Source organism: Clostridioides mangenotii TR, from assembly GCF_000498755.1.
Classification (GTDB): Bacteria; Bacillota; Clostridia; order Peptostreptococcales; family Peptostreptococcaceae; genus Metaclostridioides; species Metaclostridioides mangenotii_A.
The window spans coordinates 71663-89545 of the sequence record NZ_AXUS01000008.1 but is presented as its reverse complement, the minus strand read 5'-3'; the positions used below and the strand labels follow the sequence as shown (position 1 = coordinate 89545).

Sequence of the window (17883 nt, the reverse complement as noted above, 5' to 3'; positions counted from 1 at the left end):
TCCTAAAAAGATTACTTGTCTTCTGTCATAAGTTTTGCCTGAATCATAATTGCACACTCTGTACGTTTTCTCTGCATTTCACAACCTAGATCGTATGGAACAGTTATGTCATTGTTAAAATTAATTGCATTAGCGTGGCAACCACCTGAACAGTAGAACTTATTCCAACATTTTTTACACTCTTCTTTGCTATATACATGAGCATCTCTAAATGACTGTTTTAATTTTTCAGGCATCATAATTTTTTCATCAAATATATTCGCCATCTTAAAGTCTTCATTACCTACAAATTGATGGCATGGATATATATCACCTGATGGAGTTACTGAAAGATACTCATTTCCCGCTCCACATCCAGTTATCCTTTTAATAACACATGGTCCTTGATTTAAGTCAATCATATAGTGGAAAAACTTAAATCCTTCTCCTTTTAACTGTCTATCTGCATATTCGTCTGCAAATTTTTCGTACTCTTCAAAAATCTTTGGAAGATCCTCTTCTCTAAGAGCATAAGGATTGCTTATATCTCCGACAACTGGCTCAACAGACGTAAGTTTAAAACCTTCATTTGCAAAGTGAATAATGTCTTTTGAAAAATCTAAATTATCTCTAGTAAATGTCCCTCTTATATAGTAGTATTTGTCCTTAGGTCTATTCTCGACAAGTTTTTTAAATTTAGGCATGATAATATCATAGCTTCCTCTGTCATTTAATGTCGGTCTCATACTATCATTTATATCTTTTCTACCATCTAAACTTAAAACTACATTGTGCATATTTTCATTAATATATTCAATTATTTCGTCATTTAATAAAACGCCATTTGTAGTTATTGTAAATCTTATATTTTTATTATGCCCTTTTTCAATACTTCTTCCATACTCTACAAGTTGTTTAACAACATCGAAGTTCATAAGAGGCTCTCCACCAAAAAAGTCGATCTCAAGATTTCTTCTGTTTCCTGAGTTTTCAATCAAATAGTCTATTGCAGCTTTTCCTACTTCAAAACTCATAAGCTCTTTGTCTCCACCGAAATCACCTTGTGCTGCAAAACAGTATTTGCATTTTAGGTTGCAATCGTGAGCTACATTTAAACAGAGTGCCTTAACTACTGATTCTCTGTTTACAAAACTAGGATGATCTTCATATGTATCTTCAGAATAAAGAAGCCCTTCATCTTTTAAGTTTGTAATTTCTTCATATGATTCATTTATCGATTTTTCGTCAAAACCATCCTTCATAAGAGCTATTATTTGCTCTCTTGTTTTATCTTCATAAAAATCTAACATCTTATATGATAATTCATCTAAAATATGCACAGAACCACCGTTCACATCTAGTGCAATATTATATCCATTCATTGAAAACTTGTGTATCATAAATCTTACCTCCCAAGTTGCGTCACAAATCTAAATTATTTTTATATACATTTCAACTAATTATATCATATTGTCTGTTTAAATTACAAAAATAAAGCCATGGACATATGCCCATGACTTTTATTTATATATCTATTATGTAATTAACACATTACTTCCCCCATGTAGCATTAAAAAGGTATCTCTATGTCAACCCTATTAATGAAAAAATATTACAAAAAAATTTAAATTCTATATATAATTAATATTAATTAACTTTATCCCTTTGATTCGTTAAAGGCTCTGGATGATACATAATCCAAGAACAAGTAGTATTTGTTGATAAAACCGCTGTGAACAATGCTAAAACACTACAGCATTTTAATGTTTTTATCTTAAATATTTCTAACAATCAAATCTCCCCCATAAAATTATTTTATCAACTAGTTCGTCTGTTAGTAGCAATAGCTAGTACTAGCATTATAAAAATCCAGTAAAGCGCAAATGCACTAAAAATGAAGTAATTTGTCAATATACCAAAATTTATACTAGCTATATTTAATGCGAATATTATTAATGACAATATCGCTGCAACTTTCTTATGATGAATTCTTTCTGCATTGCTAAGTGGGTTATTTCTGTGTTCTACCGGTGATAGTATACAAATTCCTATTAAACTTACTGCTAGTCCAATCATTAATGGAATCTGATTTACTTCTAAATCTATATAATTTATGGTTAAAATTGTAACTAAATATATAGTTGCAAAAGTTAGCAGACATCTTGAATAATTTTTTGCATGAAAACCTCCTGCGTACTGTCGTATTGGACAGTATGTCAATAAGAACAACAAAGTATGTACAAATTTTCCGAAAATTAAACCTATTAAAAGTACAGTTAATGCATTTGCTGCAAAAGCTATTATTAACTCAAATCCGTACGAATATACCCTGAATTCTTTCTCTTCAATGAGTTCATTCGTGACGAGAACTGATGTTATCCTATCTGCACTTAATTTAAACATTTAATACCACCCTTTCAAATATCTATTAAATGAAGGATAACCCTTCATTTTAAATTTTTCAACACCTTTTGCGAAACTGGGCATTAAAATTGCATAACTGGTCAAATTTTTAACCTTTAGTAGAAAAATATGCTCTCAACCTGTGCTTTCAATTGAATCGATGTTTTTTGTTTATAATCTTATCTTTCATTATAAAAAAAAAATAGCTCTTTTGTCTATTGATTTCTAACCAAATATTTACATATCCTTCAATTTTCACTTAAATCCACAAATTATGGATAACTTGTGGATAAGTTGTGGGTAAATACTGTTGAATTGTGAGTAATTGTGGATAAGTTTTTATTATTCTATATCGAAATTTCGAACAAAAATAAATAGGAGTGGTTAACCACTCCTATTGATATATAATAAACAAATAAACCCTCAAATAGATCAAATTGTATAATTTTATTAGAATGTTCCTCATAAGTGTTTCGCATCTCTATACTTAAGATCTACATTAACATCATTTAAAAGTAATTCTACTATTAAAATCCACCATACTCAACCTTAACTTTTATATATAAAAATTTGGTGCTATTTGGGGTTTATTCGATTATCAATTTCGTCTAGCTGCATATTTCTCTAAAATCTATTCTATGTTTATTATTCTTTATTTATCTTATATTCTATATTTCTTTTTTTATTATTGGTTTATATTATTCTATATAAATCTTTATAGACATCCTATATTTTTTCTTCATTATATAGTATATTGCTTTATATATATATTATACTATTTCTGAGATATAATTCTCTATATTCAAAAGAACTTTCTAATTATTTTTTTATTTATATACTAAAGGACTCTTCTAAATATTTATCCAATAAATTAGATATCTCTCTAGAAGTCTCCATAGAAAAAACTTTATCTTTTAGTTCTTGTAGATCTTGTGTATTAATAGAGCTGATTAGATGTCTTATATTAAGAATTGCAATAGGAGGCATCGATAGTTTCTCAAAACCTATTGCTAAAAGAAGTGGCACCATTTTTAAGTCACCACAAGGTTCACCACATATTCCAACCCACTTATTTTTATTTTTCGCACTTTCTAGAACGTGCCTCAATAATCTTAAAACTCCTGGATTAAACTTCTCATATATGTCATTTAGCCTATGATTACTTCTATCTACTGCCAATGTAAACTGAATCAAATCATCTATATCTACAGATAGAAAATCTACATGCTTTACTATTATATCTGAAATTATAGCCAGAGATGGAACTTCAATCACTGCGCCAATTTCTACATTTTTATTGTACTTAATCCCATCTTTATCTAACTTATCAAGTGTTTCTTTTAATATAGACTTTACCTCTATTAATTCAGCTAAGCAAGATATCATAGGGAATTCTATCTTTAACTTTCCGTATACACTGGCTCTATAAAGCGCTCTTAATTGAGTCTTAAAAATATCTAATCGATCAAGACAAAGTCTGATTGACCTATATCCAAGTGAAGGATTTAGTTCTTCTTTTAAGTTAATATAACTCAGCTCTTCGTCTGCTCCTATATCTAAAGTTCTTATTACTATTGGCTTGCCATCCATTTTTTCTATTATTGATTTATATACTTCATATTGTTGATTTTCGCTCGGAGATGTATCTCTATTTAAATATAGAAATTCAGTTCTTAATAACCCAATTCCTTCTGCATCATTTTTGATTATGTTGTCCATTTCAATTTGAGTGCTCATATTTCCGTACAGACTGATCTCTTTTCCATCTAGTGTAACTGTCTTCTTACCCTTTAATTTATTGAGCATTTCTCTTTCTTTACAGTATTTTTTTCTATACTCTATATACTCAGTTTTGATTTCTTCATCAGGGTTTACAATTACTTCACCACTTCGTCCATCAAAGACAATGAAGTCTCCATTTTTCACTTTTTGGGTTATATCATTTAATCCAACAACTGAAGGAATTTCAATGCCTCTAGATATTATTGCAGAAAAAGATGCCTTTGTACCTAAATCGGTTAACGATCCTACAACTGTATCTACATTAATCAAGTTAAAATCGTTTATTGTAAATTTATCACTTACCAAAATTGTATCTTCTTCTAATAATGATATATCGATTACTTCTAGTCCAAGTAAATGTTTAATCAACCTCTCAGTTATACTTTTTATATCAAATGCTCTTTCTGAAGTATATATGTTTCCCATAGATTCAAACATAGTTACAAATAATTCTTTAGCTTCATTTAATGCGTACTCTGCATTTACTTTTTCTTTTTCTATTCTTTCTTTTGTCGAAATAATTAAGTCCGAATTATCCAGTATCGACAGATGTTCTACAACCAATTCTGCTTCACCATAAGGCAACACTTTTATGGCCTTATTTTTAAGTCCATCCATCTCTTTTCTAGATATCTCTACAGCTCTATCAAGTCTCTCGATTTCGTAGTCCACATTGTCTATAGTTCTCTTTTCAATGATAGGTTTATTATCCACAACCACTAAAGCTTTTCCCATAGCAATACCAGGTGAAGCGCCTATACCATTCAGAAACATAAAATATTCCCCCCATAATTGTTAGATATTGACGATCTTTTTATTTTTCATCAAATTCATTTTCAATCAAATCTACAATTGCCTGCATTGCTTCACTCTCATCATCACCTTTTACTACTATCTTTATTTCTTCTCCCTTTGAAAGGCCTAGACTCATTATGCCCATTATAGACTTAGCATTTACACTTTTACCTTTAAATTCAACCTCTACATCTGATCTATATTTAGATGCTTCCTTTACAAACATACCTGCTGGCCTTGCATGAAGTCCACTTTTATTCTTTATCTTTACTATTTTCTCCATAGTTTTACTGTCCTCCTACTGTATATTCTCTCTATTTAAACCTTAATTTATCTGCTTTGTTCACTTATACCAGTAATCATACTATTTATCAAAAGTTTTGAAGTTTTATGCTTTTTTAATAAATTTATATTTTTTTGTATTATTGGTTTTGATCCAAAACTAGATATTATATCGTTGTTTGAGTCAATATTTGTGTTTACAATATTAAATACTTTATTGAAATCGTAAAGTTGTACTCTATTGATATTATTTTCCTCAAGTTTAGTCTCATATATGCGATAAAATAGATCCTGATACGAAAAATTCTTAGCTAAATTAAGTATATCCCCGACTTTTGGGATAACTACTTCCATAAGAGTCCTTAGATTAGGATCTTTTTTTATATTTAGCAAACTGCATATATTTTCAATTACGTCTTTATCTAGCTTTCTAAACATTTCAAAACAGTAATTGTCGTCAAACTTGTAATCTAGATCAAAGAAATACTTTACACCATCGCATCTTTCATACGCCTTCATAGTATCTAGGTATCCTAATTTTATATTTTTCTCAACACTATCTCTATCTTTATTTAAAGATCCCCCTAAGTATTCAGAAGGAATTATCGTCTTTACATTCATATTGCTGTATTTATTTAAACTCATTTTGCCGATAAGGTCATCGACAAGTCTTATTACTACTATATCTTCATACCCTTTATCTTTCAGCAGACCTACAGGTATATTATCTGAAAATACTCCATCTAAATACAATCTATCGTCCATTCTGTTAATCTGAAATATGGGAAGACTAGAACTTGCAATTAAATAATCTATCAATCTGCCTTCTGGCATATCTTCTATATACAACTGGTGGGGATTTAGTTTTTTATCCCAGTACACAGTTACAAGCCCGAAGTCTTTCTTTGACTCTCTCAATATTCTCTCATCTAAAGTGTTTTCTAGCAGAGATCTCAATGGGCTGATATCAATACCTTGATTTTTTCTAGCTTTATTCATAAGATCCAGTACACTGTTAAAGCTTTTGGTAGAGAAACTTATATCTTTAATTCTTTCATAATTATCTTTATCAATATCCATAAAGTATGTATAATCGTAATTTAGCCATATATCTTCCATAACCTCTATGTCATCTTGAACTATATAAGCTCCATTTAATGCTCCTATAGAAGTTCCAGATACACCTTGAAATTCCATACCTAATGATCTGAGAGCTTTATAAGCTCCTATTTGGTATGCTCCTTTTGTACCTCCGCCTTCTAGTACTAGTCCTCTCATATCATCACCACCAAATTAAGCTTTATTTGATTACAAAATACAATTTACGAATTATATTTTACCATATTTTGACCTTCTAAACATAAAGATTTAAGTATCAGATCATCTATTTTATTCTGTAAATACTCAGCATTCTGAATACTATGCTGCGATTTATTTCTAATTTCATCTATTATCTGCTTAGATAAACATTCTATTTTTTTGTAGCTTTCACCTTTATAGATTTTCATCTTCAGTACTTTATTTGGATAGTAATCATATATCCCTCTGCTCATTTTTTTAGCCGTAATTTTATAATATTTATCATACACTTTAGAATTTAAAAGAGCTACCAGGTATTCATATGAAAATTCATTTAAATACTCATCCTTAATAGCGAATGAATATACATCTGCACTTGAAAAATTGTAGTCGTAATCTATTGCAAATTTATTTTCTTTTGATTTGTAAGGATACATTATCTTAATTCTTTCAAACAAATCTACACTTCTTCCCCACTGTAGCTGATGCCATTTTCTTATATTTTTTTTACACTCTCTTCTATTCTTTAATCTTTCGCTGTATTCCTCTATTAAAGTTTCAAAATATTCTAGGTCGTCTTCATCTTCCATAATGTCCGAATACACTAATTGATAATTACTTGAATCTACTGAATACTTCTGTATATCTTTATTCTTTACCCAACTTTTTAAAAATTTGCTGTTTATTTTGTCGAGCCTCTTATCGCCCTTTCTATAAATAAATGCCTTGTCGCAACCAGTTATTACACCTTGAAAACTATCGACAATATCTCCAAGCCGATAAGTACACTTGTTTTGGATCATTGTATAGAACTTTTCACTGTCTTCATCCACAATAATCCAGTCATTATCTAAACTGTCTTTCTTTATCTTTAGGTGCTCAAATTTATCACTTCTAATATATACTGAAAGCCTTTCTATATTTTTCATCCTTATATCTTCGTCTTTAACTCTGTATACATCTGCGTATGACTCGCTTTTCTGATTACCAAATGTAAGTATACAACTAGAAATTCCTACATTTTTAAAAATTTTGGCTCCTAAAAAATCTACGCATTCCTCAATAGATATGTTTTCATTTATGTAGTTTCTTAAATCTTTTGCTGAAGGACTCTCTAAAAAATATCTGGGTGTCACTATACAGCTTTTTCCACCCTCATCCAGCAAATCCATGATTTTTTTAATAAAACAGAAGTAAAGATCTGATTTATCTTTATAGACTTCGCCAAAATTTTTATTTAGAAACTCTCTGTAATCTTTATCTATATTTTTATGTCCTACATAAGGTGGATTTCCTATTATATAGTCAAATTTATACTTATCGTCGTGATTTAATGAATCATTACACTTTATATTTTTTTCATAATTACATAAATTATTGAGATCTTTTTTTGATAACGAATCTCTTAATATTTTTATAGCCTCACTATCGATATCTGTTCCATAGATACAGTTATTTATTATGTGACTGTGAATATTTTTTTCATTCCAATAATCTTTGTCGTATTTATTTGATAGAGCTTTTAAATTATCTCTAAACATACTGTACAGTACATCGTAAGCTACTATTAAAAAATTGCCACAGCCACAAGACATATCAAACACCTTTGGAGATGGATTTGCAATTATGTCGTGTTTATATAGAGTCTTTTCCATAATGTATTCAACGATAAATTTAGGTGTATAATATATGCCTGAGCTCTTTCTGACCTCTTCATCTAAGCTCTTTTCATAATTATTTGATACAATAAAGTCATCTTCTTTAATGAAATTTCTATCCCCACGCATATTGCCCTCCAATCAGAATTCTTCATAGATAACAAAAAAGCTGATTATTATAAAATCAACTTTCTGAAAATAAATTATTAAATATTTTGTCTATTTATTATCTAAAAATGTTAATATTCCTTGAACAATACCTTCTGCTAATTGATCTTGATGTTTACTACTTAACAATTTTTTTTCATCTGCTGGATTAGTTAAAAATCCACATTCAACTAAAACCGCAGGCATGTCTGTATTTCTAAGTACTTTAAAATTGTTTTCTAGAATTCCTCTATCCTTTTCTTTTACGTAAGAAAGAGTTGTATCTTGTACATTTTCCGCAAGTTTTTTCGAACCATCAGTTGAGCCAGTCCTATACCATGTCTCAATACCAGTCGCTGTAGTTACTCCCTCTTGTGCATTTAGATGTATTGATATTAAGGCATCCACTGAATTTTCTTTTGCAAGATTGACTCTTTCGTCTAGACTTACAAACTTATCATCAGTTCTAGTAACCAATACTTGTACATCTTTTTGCTTAGAGAGGTTATTTGCTACCTTCTTTGCTATTTCAAGATTCAAATCCTTTTCATACAGTTTTGGGTTTGTTTTACTCTGAGCCCCTTTGTCATTCCCACCATGTCCAGGATCTATAAGTACTGTAAATTTCTTATTTTTATTTTCTTCTTCATCCCCCAAATCAAATTGTTCTGATTTCACCTTTTGTTCAGTCTTTAAGCTTGTTTTTTTGTTACTCTTAATTAACCCAACTACTCCTTGAGATGCTTTAAATATACAAAACACAAAGAACGCGGCAACTAAAATGACTATTAATAACTTCTTTTTATTAATTCTTTTTTTCTTTTTCCCCTTTGAAGTTTTTCCCCTCAAATTGTCGCTTTTCTTTTCTGACATCTCAACACCCTTCTCAGTTATAAAATTTAGTAATTTTTTATTAATCTTTATTTTCAAAAAATAAATATTTATTAATGATATTTTATCACCAAGAGAGATATTTTTCAACTCGATATATTTCTAAAAAGCTCTAAATATGCAGTTTTTATCCACCTAATGTTATATCTTGTGTATCATACCAAGAAAATGCCTCATTTAAGTCTTCATTTTTAAAGTCAGGCCAGTAATTCTCTATAATATAAAAGTCTGCATAAATTGATTGAATCGGCAAAAATCCACTTAATCTTCTTCTTCCACCCCATCTAACTATGAGGTCGAGTCTAGAAACATCAGATGACTGTATATGATCTTGTATATTATTCTTGTTTATTCCCTGAGCGCCTGCTATATTATTTACATCCCAGTACCATCCGTAATTTACAAGTAGATTAGCTTTTATTTGATTTTCTTTTGCTTCTATCCTATTAGTATAAGGAAGTAATTCTTTGGGGAACATTGGTGAACTTACATTTCCTACCACTAATAGTGCTGCTCCCTCATCCAAAAGTATATTTGCAGCTTTAATACACGCATCTGTAAATGCCTTTGTCTGATCAGCTGGTCTTCTAGTATTGTCTGTGGTAAAACCGTAGAATGTTACCTCATCACATCCACTATCTCTACAGTATCTGTAGGCTTCAAGCCCGGGATCAATCCCACTTATATATCCTTTATCCTTAGTCATTCCTTGGTTGCTCGCCCAACGTCTATTACCATCTGGTATTATTCCAACATGCTTTGGTATTCTCATTTTTAATCACCTCTTACCACACATTATTGTCACAAATATACTTTATTAATCAGTATTATTTATTAAATTCTTCCAAAATACATTTAACTCCTAATAAATGTGTAGTAAACTATATAAATATAGATTTTTTTATTAATAATGGAGGAAAACTGATGAAAACTTTATTTGACAAAACATCTATGAAAAATATAGATCTGAAAAATAGATTTGTAAGATCTGCGACATGGGAAAATAGAGCTTTGGAAAATGGATCTATTGATGAAAATATAATTGAAATATACAGTAATCTTGCAGATGGAGGGGTAGGTCTTATTATAACTAGTTACGCATATATAACTAATGAAGAAAAGCCTAATCCTAGAATGCTCGGTATATATGATGATTCTTTAATAGAAGTCTATACAGAGTTAGTGGACGATGTACATAAAAAAGGTTCTAAAATAATGATGCAAATAGTATATGGAGGTTCTAGCACCAGTTATAATACAGAATCCAGGACTATACTAGGACCATCTAACGTTCCAAACATAAATAAAGGTACCGTTCCAAAGGAAATGAGCAAAGACGATATAAAACATATTGTAGATTTATTTTCAAAGGCTGCCTTAAGATGTAAAAAAGCTGGATTTGATGGCGTTCAAATACATGGAGCTCATGGATATTTGCTAAGCCAGTTTCTAGACCCATACCACAATAAGAGAACTGACGAGTACGGAGGTTCCATTGAAAACAGATCTAGAATCATACTAGAGGTCTGCAGAGCTGTCAAAAATAGTGTTGGAGACGACTATCATGTCGGCATTAAAATTAACAGCAGCGACAATAGAGATGGAGGCGCCACAATAGAGGACTGCTTGTATACTACGAAAGAATTAGACAAATTAGGCATCGATTCTATTGAGGTAAGTGGTGGTGGATTTTACAACTTAAAAGGTGAATCATACTTTAAAGACGATGCATCTAAAGTGGCTGCATCTGTAAATTGCCCTGTAATACTTGTAGGCGGCAACAGAACTATAGATAACATGGATAATATATTAAACAATACAAATATTGAATACTTCTCAATGGCTAGACCACTTATAAGAGAACCAGAACTAATCAATCTATATAAGGAAGATAACTCCTATAAACCAAAATGTATAAATTGTGGTAACTGTATGAGCGTTGAGAAAACGTGTATATTCAATTAGAGAGGTGGAAATTTTTTGTCAGGATTAAAAAAGCTGGTGGCGTTTCTAACTATACTTATAATAGCCTTCCCAGCTAGCATATATGGATACGTTTATTTTAAATTAAAAACAATACAAGATAATAGCATTAATATCAACTCTTTAAACAGCAATGATTACAAGAGCGATAAGAGCATAACAAATATACTTCTACTTGGTACAGATGCAAGACCTGGAGAAGATAAGTCTAGATCAGATGCTATGATGATACTTACTTTAGACAACAAAAACAAAAGTATAAAACTTACATCGCTTAATAGGGACACATTTGTCGACATTCCTGGTCATGGAGAGCAAAAACTTACCCATGCCTATGTGTATGGTGAAGCTGAAATGCTTATAGACACTATTGAGCAGAACTTTGAACTAGATATACAACACTATGCCACAGTAGATTTCAATTCATTTATAGATGTAATAGATGCCGTAGGAGGCGTAGAAGTCGAGGTTCAAAAAAGCGAAATTAGAGAATTAAACAAATTTATACCTGAAACTTACAGATGGTCTAAAAATAAGGATAAAGGGTCGATCGAGTATATTCAAAACTCTGGAAAGCAAAAGCTCAACGGATACCAAGCTCTTTCTTTCTCCCGTATAAGAAAGAACGATAGTACCGCAGAAAGAGATAGAAGACAGAGAGATGTTATTCAAGCCTTAATAAATGAGGCTAAAGATCTTCCTAAGAATAAGTACCCAGGAGTTGTAAACAGTCTCCTTCCTTATATTAAGACAAATATGAATCCTAACACTATAATATCGCTTGGAACACAGTTGATAAGTATCGGAAATCTAGATCTAAAATCACTTGAGTTCCCTATGAATATAGATAAAGGAAGAAAAATAGGTGATTCAGGATTTGTTATACCTTTTGACTCGGAAGATATTGATGTGCTTCATGACTTTATATTTAAAGACATCGAGTACAGTGGTGGTGAATAGGCCTTCGGTTTAGTTTTTATATAGAGAGATAGAAAGAAAGGATGGGGATATACTGACCATATCAGACCAAAGTGCGGATCTGAAAATGGCGCAGTACATCCCCATTCCTTCTTTCTATCTCTCTATATATTTAACTTGATCCGTCGACGCTATCTCAAGATCTTTTATAACTCTTTAGGCGTAGCCTTCAGGGTGCTTTTGTGTATTGGTTTGTAAATCTTTTTATGTATTTTCAGGCCTAGCCTTAGGGTCGTCGCTATATGTTAAACTGTTTTAAAAACCCGTTCTCGGCATAATCTGCTAAATAAATTCATATTTTATTCATAATATACACCAAAATATTCTATTGAATAAATTCCCATACTTTATTATAATTAGGTGTACGTTGTTTAAAACCCAAGAAAAATCAGAAAGAAGGGATATATATGTCAAAACTCAAGAAATTTGTTATCTTTTTGGCTATTCTTGTTGTAGCTTTCCCAGCAGGGTATATGGATATTTTTATTATAAATTATCTTCTATTCACGATTCTAGCATTGGAAACTCTGCTTTGGATAACTTAGATTATAAGTATGAAGAGGGAATAACAAATATCTTATTGATGGGTACAGATGCGAGGCCAGAAGATGACAAGTCTAGATCAGATGCTATGATGATATTGACTATCGATGGTAAACACGGAAGTGTTAAACTTACATCTCTTGCACGTGATTCTTATGTTGATATACCGGGGCATGGTAATCAGAAATTGACACATGCTAATGTCTATGGAGGAGCTGATTTACTGATTGAGACTATCGAGCAAAACTTCGAGATAGATATCAATTACTACGCTACTGTAGACTTTGAATCTTTTATGTATATAATAGATACTTTAGGTGGGGTTAAAGTCAATGTAGAAAATGGATACATTAAAGAGTTAAATAAATTTATTCCAGAGACTTATGAATGGTACAAGGGTAAGAAAAAGACTAAGATCGAGTATATTAAGAAATCAGGCGAACAAACTTTAAATGGATATCAAGCTCTAGCTTTCACACGTATCAGACACAATGATACAGCTTTTGAAAGAGATAAAAGACAGAGAGAGGTTATGCAAAGCATACTAAACTCAGTTAAAGAACTTCCTATTACCAAATATCCACGACTTATGAATGCTGTTTTACCGTATGTTAAGACTAATATGAAGCCTAATGAGATACTGGCTCTAGGAACAGAAGTGCTTAAAATAGGAGACTTCAATATTAAACAATTTGAATTCCCTATTGATGATGAAGTTCACAGTACAGGTGGTATTTATGGAAAAGCTGGTTGGGTTTTAAGGTTTGAAGAAGATTCTATCAGTATCCTACACGATTTTATATTCGAGGATAAAGAATACAACCCAGATAATGAGTAACATTATAATTAATTATTAATCACTGCAAATTAAAAGCACTTTGAAGATTTCATTTCTTCAAAGTGCTTCTTTAGTTGTAATTATAATTCTAATTTAACTGTGTATTGTCGATTAAGCTTTTAAGCTATTAAATTTAATAATCGAATTAAAGCAGTTCTATTAATTCCCCCACCTATTTCGAATACTAATTCAGATTTTTTAGCATCCAAAACTGTACTTTGTGTAGCACTTACACTGTTTCCAAGCAGTACAACTGGTGAATTAGTTTTTGCAGCTAGAGGCCCAGCTGTTAGTGCATCTACTAACTGATCGCTTTTGCTTACAAATACAGAGCTGTAAGTTTGCACTGGATAGAACTTCTCTATTACTTTTGCATTTGTCTCTTGTCTATCGTTTCCTGCAATTCTATTTTTAGATACGTCAGATGCAACTATTGAGTCTACTTTAGTTATTACCTTGTCAGAAATACTTGCTGCTCCTCCTATAAAGTAAGCATCTTGTACGTCCTTCTCTTTAATCCAATTGTATATTCCAGTGCTTATATCATCTTTTGAAGTTAATACTATCGGTTGTTTTTCTGCTCCAGCTTTTGAAGCTATAGATAGCGAATCCGCTTCTCCTGTTCCACTAGTTATATATACTTTGTTTATATCGTTCTTTTCTGCTACTTTTTCAGCTATTAATAGAGATGTGTCGTATCTATCTGATCCACCAACTCTATCTATTGTTATATCAGATCCTAAATCTTTTATTGAATCTTCAACTGTTGATCCTATTGAGTTCTCTCCACCTATTAGTATTACATGTTTAGGGTTTAATCTCTTTAATTCATTTGTTGTTGAAATACCTATTTTATCTTTTTCTACTAGTAGTGTTGGTGCTCCATCAGTAGTTGCAAGTGGCGTAGAAGTAATTCCATCTACTATTGAATACCCGTTTACCAAAACTACTGTATCTGAGCCTTCTGCCCAACCTTTTTTACTTATTTCAACCGCTGTTTCGTATCTAGTATCTCCCTCTAGTTTTTCAACTTTCACATTTTCTGGTGCAACTTCAGGAGGAGCTACTTCCTTAGGGTATAATTTCTTTAAATCATTTTGTAATGTTGCACTGTTAACTATATCTTTGGCTGAGAAATACATACTTCCCTTTATCTCAGGATATTTTCTATTTAATTCTACTTGTTTAACAATTTCCTTAGCTATATTTTGTCCACCGTAACTACTTTGTCCTTGTTTATATATTCCTTGTCCTATATATAAATCTACATTCGTTCCTTTAACTTCATTTGCCCACCATGCTACTAGCTTTGAATAGTCAGCAACTTTTAAACCAATTGGCCAATAAAGTTGTGGCACTACATAATCTACAAGACCTTGTTTTATCCATGCTCTAGTATCTGCATATGTACCTACATAACTTTCATTTCCGCTAGTATCTGAACCAGTAGGCTCTGAAGCCGATTTATTTCTCCATATACCTGCTGGGCTGACACCAAATACCACATTTGGTTTAGAAGCTTTTACAGCAGCCTTTACTTGTCTTAAAAGGTCATTTACATTTTCTCTTCTCCAATTATCTTTGTTAGTACCCTTTCCATACTTAGCGTATGCAGCATCATCATTAAAGCTAGTACCTGGATAGAAGTAATCATCAAAGTGAACTCCGTCTATATCGTAATTGTTTACAACTTCCATAACGCTATCTACTATATACTTCTTAACTTCAGGTAATCCCGGGTTATAGTAGTACTTGTTGCCATGCTTTACAACCCAACCTGGATTTTTAATAGCTGGATGGTTTGCTGGAAGCTTAGTTAAGCTCTCGTCAGCCATTGTAACTCTGTAAGGGTTAAACCATGCGTGAAACTCCATACCCCTCTTGTGTGCCTCTTCTATCAAGTATGGCAATGGATCGTATCCTGGATCTTTACCCTGTACACCTGTTAAGTATTCAGACCAAGGATTTATTTTTGATTTGTATATTGTGTCTGACTTAGGTCTTACTTGAACTACTACAGTATTTATTCCTGTACTTTGTAATTTATTTAGTAAATTTATGTACTCTTGTTTTTGTTTTGCTTCGTTGTTTTTAGTCGATGGCCAGTCTATATTGTACACAGTTGATATCCATGCAGCTCTCATCTCTTTGTTGCTTTTAGTCTGAGCAGATGCACTTGCACCAGTAAATGTGAATACCATTATAAAGGCCAGAAATATTGAACCTATTTTCTTCATATCATTCCCCCCTGTTTCTCTTTTGTAATTATTTTGTTACTTGCTTTGTTACCTATTTGTTACACGTACTTATTTAGTATATCGAAGTTCTATATTATATGTCAATTAATGACATTAATTTAATTTTTCGATTATTGTTAATATAAGTGTTGTCGTATAGACCATTTTATAAATAAAGTAAAACAGCAAAGAAAATTATTTCCTCTGCTGTTTTACTTAAAAGGTATATATTAAATTTAAAAAGATTGACTAGGTTAAATAGTCTATTCTTTTGCTGGTTTAGCGACTTTAATTTACTACTCTTGTATTATACGTCTTGCTGTTATAAATCTATTTGAATAACTCCCTGTATCCATTTTTGTAACTTTTACTACATCTCCGGATTGTGGTGAATGTATAAATTGTTGATCCCCTACATACATACCGACATGTGTTATGCTTCCACCTGAACCAAAGAATACTAAATCTCCTTCTTTAAGGTTATTTCTCTCAACTTTAGTACCAGCTTTAGCCTGATCTCTAGATACTCTTGGAAGTGTTATACTAGCTGCATTTTTGTAAACGTAAGTTGTAAATCCTGAACAGTCAAATGAGTCAGGACCAGTAGCTCCCCATTTGTACGGTTTACCTTTTTGCTTATAAGCTAAATCGATAACTTTCTTTACTTTAGAGTTTTGTTCACTATTAGCGGCAACTAAATTTTTATTAAGCAGAACGCTACTTTCAATTGTCTGAGATACCATTGATTGAGAATCTGCTTCAGCCGCAATAGCAACTACTTGACCTTCTAAAAGTGCAAAACATGCTATTAGTACTCCTGCTATTATTTTTTTAAATCTCCTATAACTTATATCCATCATATCTTTGCCCCCATATATTAAAAGTAATCATTCTGTTACTTTTTTTGATCCTGTAATTCTTTGTTACTTTTTTGTTACTTTTCTAATTCATAAATATGATTCTATACTATATTCGAGAAAATTGCAACCCTTATTTGTAATATTTTTGTAACTTTTCATAATTTTTCTGTAATAACTTTGTTTCTTTTTGTATCCAATTTATTTTAACTACTCTTTTATTAAGGCATGCTTTTTAATTATTTTATAATCCAATCCAATTGGAATATAAAATAAGAAACTATAAATGTATATAATCATACAATAAAAAACAGTAGAGATAAATATCTCTACTGTATATAATTTAAGTTGTTTTTAACTATGTATTTGTAATTATCATATTATTGTAGTTTTTTAATCTTGTCGTTAGTAGTTTAGTACTCGCTTATTAGTTTTGTACTATACGTTTTGCTGTTATAAATCTCCTAGAGTAGCTTCCAGTATCCATTTTGCTAACTTTTACTACATCTCCTGTTTGTGGTGAATGTATGAATTTTTGATCTCCTACATACATACCAACGTGAGTTATGCTTTTACCTGAGCCGAAGAATACTAGATCTCCTGGTTGTAAATTAGCTCTGTTTACATAAGTTCCTACTGTAGCTTGGCTTCTTGATACTCTTGGTATAGTTATTCCAGCACCGTTTTTATAAACATAAGAAGTGAATCCTGAACAATCAAATGAGTTAGGTCCAGTAGCTCCCCATCTATATGGTTTACCTTGTTGTTTATAAGCAAGCTTTAATATACTCTCTACTTTGTCACTGTTTCCTTTATTTGGTGTTCCACCTTTTATAGTTAAGTATCTTCCGTTTACCCAACCTTTTACATGGTCAACAGTTTTTATTTGTACCCAGCCATTGTAGTGCATATTTAAAACGTCTACTTTATCTCCAGTGTTTATTCTTCCTACAACTCTCCCGCTTACGCCAGCTGAGCTTCTCATATTTAAAAAGTCACATTCATTTACTATTGCAGTTGGCTCTTTACTCTCTGTAGTTTCTGCTGCATTAGCTTGAATTGCCATTCCTTCCATCAGTACGAATCCTGATATCAATACCATAGCGATTGTCTTTTTGAATATGCTTCTTTTACTCTTAGTTATCATAGTTAAAATTTCCCCCATATCTATTATTTACAAATTTGTTACTTTCTCAAAACAACTAATTAAT

At 31.4% G+C, this 17883-nt stretch carries 15 protein-coding genes; 3 read left to right on the top strand and 12 right to left on the bottom strand.

Going from position 1 to position 17883, the window contains the following annotated elements:
- Positions 1-11 precede the first annotated feature (11 nt).
- The 9 genes from scfB to uppS all read right to left on the bottom strand — a co-directional run bounded on the left by scfB (position 12) and on the right by uppS (position 10008).
- Positions 12-1379, bottom strand: a complete 1368-nt coding sequence (scfB, locus tag T473_RS0105725) for a thioether cross-link-forming SCIFF peptide maturase (RefSeq protein ID WP_024621039.1) — start codon at positions 1377-1379, stop codon at positions 12-14.
- Positions 1380-1626: 247 nt separating this feature from the next.
- Positions 1627-1770 carry a cyclic lactone autoinducer peptide gene (locus tag T473_RS20085; RefSeq protein ID WP_077173572.1) on the bottom strand — a complete coding sequence of 48 codons (144 nt, stop codon included), beginning with the start codon at positions 1768-1770 and terminating at the stop codon, positions 1627-1629.
- A gap of 27 nt (positions 1771-1797) precedes the next feature.
- The gene (locus tag T473_RS0105720; protein ID WP_024621038.1) at positions 1798-2382 is read right to left on the bottom strand and encodes an accessory gene regulator ArgB-like protein; all 585 of its coding nucleotides are present in this window, start codon (positions 2380-2382) and stop codon (positions 1798-1800) included.
- An 831-nt stretch (positions 2383-3213) separates the two neighbouring features.
- Positions 3214-4938 carry a phosphoenolpyruvate--protein phosphotransferase gene (gene ptsP, locus T473_RS0105715; RefSeq protein ID WP_024621037.1) on the bottom strand — a complete coding sequence of 575 codons (1725 nt, stop codon included), beginning with the start codon at positions 4936-4938 and terminating at the stop codon, positions 3214-3216.
- 40 nt (positions 4939-4978) lie between these two features.
- A complete protein-coding gene (locus T473_RS0105710) occupies positions 4979-5242 on the bottom strand; it encodes an HPr family phosphocarrier protein (RefSeq protein ID WP_024621036.1) in 264 nt (87 codons plus the stop codon).
- Positions 5243-5289: 47 nt separating this feature from the next.
- Positions 5290-6519: a patatin-like phospholipase family protein gene (locus tag T473_RS0105705; protein ID WP_024621035.1), complete on the bottom strand. Its 1230-nt coding sequence runs from the start codon at positions 6517-6519 to the stop codon at positions 5290-5292.
- A gap of 44 nt (positions 6520-6563) precedes the next feature.
- Positions 6564-8327, bottom strand: coding sequence for an Eco57I restriction-modification methylase domain-containing protein (locus T473_RS0105700; RefSeq protein ID WP_024621034.1), 1764 nt, complete (start codon positions 8325-8327; stop codon positions 6564-6566).
- Positions 8328-8417: 90 nt separating this feature from the next.
- Positions 8418-9218 carry an N-acetylmuramoyl-L-alanine amidase family protein gene (locus T473_RS0105695; protein WP_024621033.1) on the bottom strand — a complete coding sequence of 267 codons (801 nt, stop codon included), beginning with the start codon at positions 9216-9218 and terminating at the stop codon, positions 8418-8420.
- Positions 9219-9363: 145 nt separating this feature from the next.
- Positions 9364-10008 (bottom strand): polyprenyl diphosphate synthase, encoded by a 645-nt coding sequence (gene uppS, locus T473_RS0105690; RefSeq protein ID WP_024621032.1) that lies wholly within the window; start codon positions 10006-10008, stop codon positions 9364-9366.
- A gap of 152 nt (positions 10009-10160) precedes the next feature.
- Here uppS and T473_RS0105685 point away from each other — a divergent pair, with 152 nt between their 5' ends.
- The 3 genes from T473_RS0105685 to T473_RS0105670 all read left to right on the top strand — a co-directional run bounded on the left by T473_RS0105685 (position 10161) and on the right by T473_RS0105670 (position 13578).
- Positions 10161-11201, top strand: coding sequence for an NADH:flavin oxidoreductase (locus T473_RS0105685; protein WP_024621031.1), 1041 nt, complete (start codon positions 10161-10163; stop codon positions 11199-11201).
- A gap of 15 nt (positions 11202-11216) precedes the next feature.
- Complete coding sequence (locus tag T473_RS0105680) at positions 11217-12179, top strand: LCP family protein (RefSeq protein WP_024621030.1); 963 nt, start codon at positions 11217-11219, stop codon at positions 12177-12179.
- 550 nt (positions 12180-12729) lie between these two features.
- A complete protein-coding gene (locus T473_RS0105670; protein WP_029791554.1) occupies positions 12730-13578 on the top strand; it encodes an LCP family protein in 849 nt (282 codons plus the stop codon).
- 119 nt (positions 13579-13697) lie between these two features.
- On the opposite strand, the gene T473_RS0105665 is transcribed toward T473_RS0105670, so the two are convergent.
- The 3 genes from T473_RS0105665 to T473_RS0105655 form a co-directional block, all read right to left on the bottom strand.
- Complete coding sequence (locus tag T473_RS0105665) at positions 13698-15815, bottom strand: family 10 glycosylhydrolase (protein ID WP_024621029.1); 2118 nt, start codon at positions 15813-15815, stop codon at positions 13698-13700.
- A gap of 296 nt (positions 15816-16111) precedes the next feature.
- The gene (locus tag T473_RS0105660) at positions 16112-16675 is read right to left on the bottom strand and encodes a C40 family peptidase (RefSeq protein WP_024621028.1); all 564 of its coding nucleotides are present in this window, start codon (positions 16673-16675) and stop codon (positions 16112-16114) included.
- 424 nt (positions 16676-17099) lie between these two features.
- Positions 17100-17819 (bottom strand): C40 family peptidase, encoded by a 720-nt coding sequence (locus T473_RS0105655; RefSeq protein WP_024621027.1) that lies wholly within the window; start codon positions 17817-17819, stop codon positions 17100-17102.
- Positions 17820-17883: the final 64 nt, after the last annotated feature.

Excerpts from the sequence above, each read along its gene's own strand:
- T473_RS0105720 (WP_024621038.1), bottom strand. The coding sequence starts at position 2,382 with ATGTTTAAATTAAGTGCAGATAGGATAACATCAGTTCTCGTCACGAAT.
- T473_RS0105660 (WP_024621028.1), bottom strand. The coding sequence starts at position 16,675 with ATGATGGATATAAGTTATAGGAGATTTAAAAAAATAATAGCAGGAGTA.
- T473_RS0105695 (WP_024621033.1), bottom strand. The coding sequence starts at position 9,218 with ATGTCAGAAAAGAAAAGCGACAATTTGAGGGGAAAAACTTCAAAGGGG.
- T473_RS0105700 (WP_024621034.1), bottom strand. The coding sequence starts at position 8,327 with ATGCGTGGGGATAGAAATTTCATTAAAGAAGATGACTTTATTGTATCA.
- T473_RS0105710 (WP_024621036.1), bottom strand. The coding sequence starts at position 5,242 with ATGGAGAAAATAGTAAAGATAAAGAATAAAAGTGGACTTCATGCAAGG.
- T473_RS0105665 (WP_024621029.1), bottom strand. The coding sequence starts at position 15,815 with ATGAAGAAAATAGGTTCAATATTTCTGGCCTTTATAATGGTATTCACA.
- T473_RS0105705 (WP_024621035.1), bottom strand. The coding sequence starts at position 6,519 with ATGAGAGGACTAGTACTAGAAGGCGGAGGTACAAAAGGAGCATACCAA.
- uppS (WP_024621032.1), bottom strand. The coding sequence starts at position 10,008 with ATGAGAATACCAAAGCATGTTGGAATAATACCAGATGGTAATAGACGT.
- ptsP (WP_024621037.1), bottom strand. The coding sequence starts at position 4,938 with ATGTTTCTGAATGGTATAGGCGCTTCACCTGGTATTGCTATGGGAAAA.
- T473_RS0105655 (WP_024621027.1), bottom strand. The coding sequence starts at position 17,819 with ATGATAACTAAGAGTAAAAGAAGCATATTCAAAAAGACAATCGCTATG.
- T473_RS0105685 (WP_024621031.1), top strand. The coding sequence starts at position 10,161 with ATGAAAACTTTATTTGACAAAACATCTATGAAAAATATAGATCTGAAA.
- scfB (WP_024621039.1), bottom strand. The coding sequence starts at position 1,379 with ATGATACACAAGTTTTCAATGAATGGATATAATATTGCACTAGATGTG.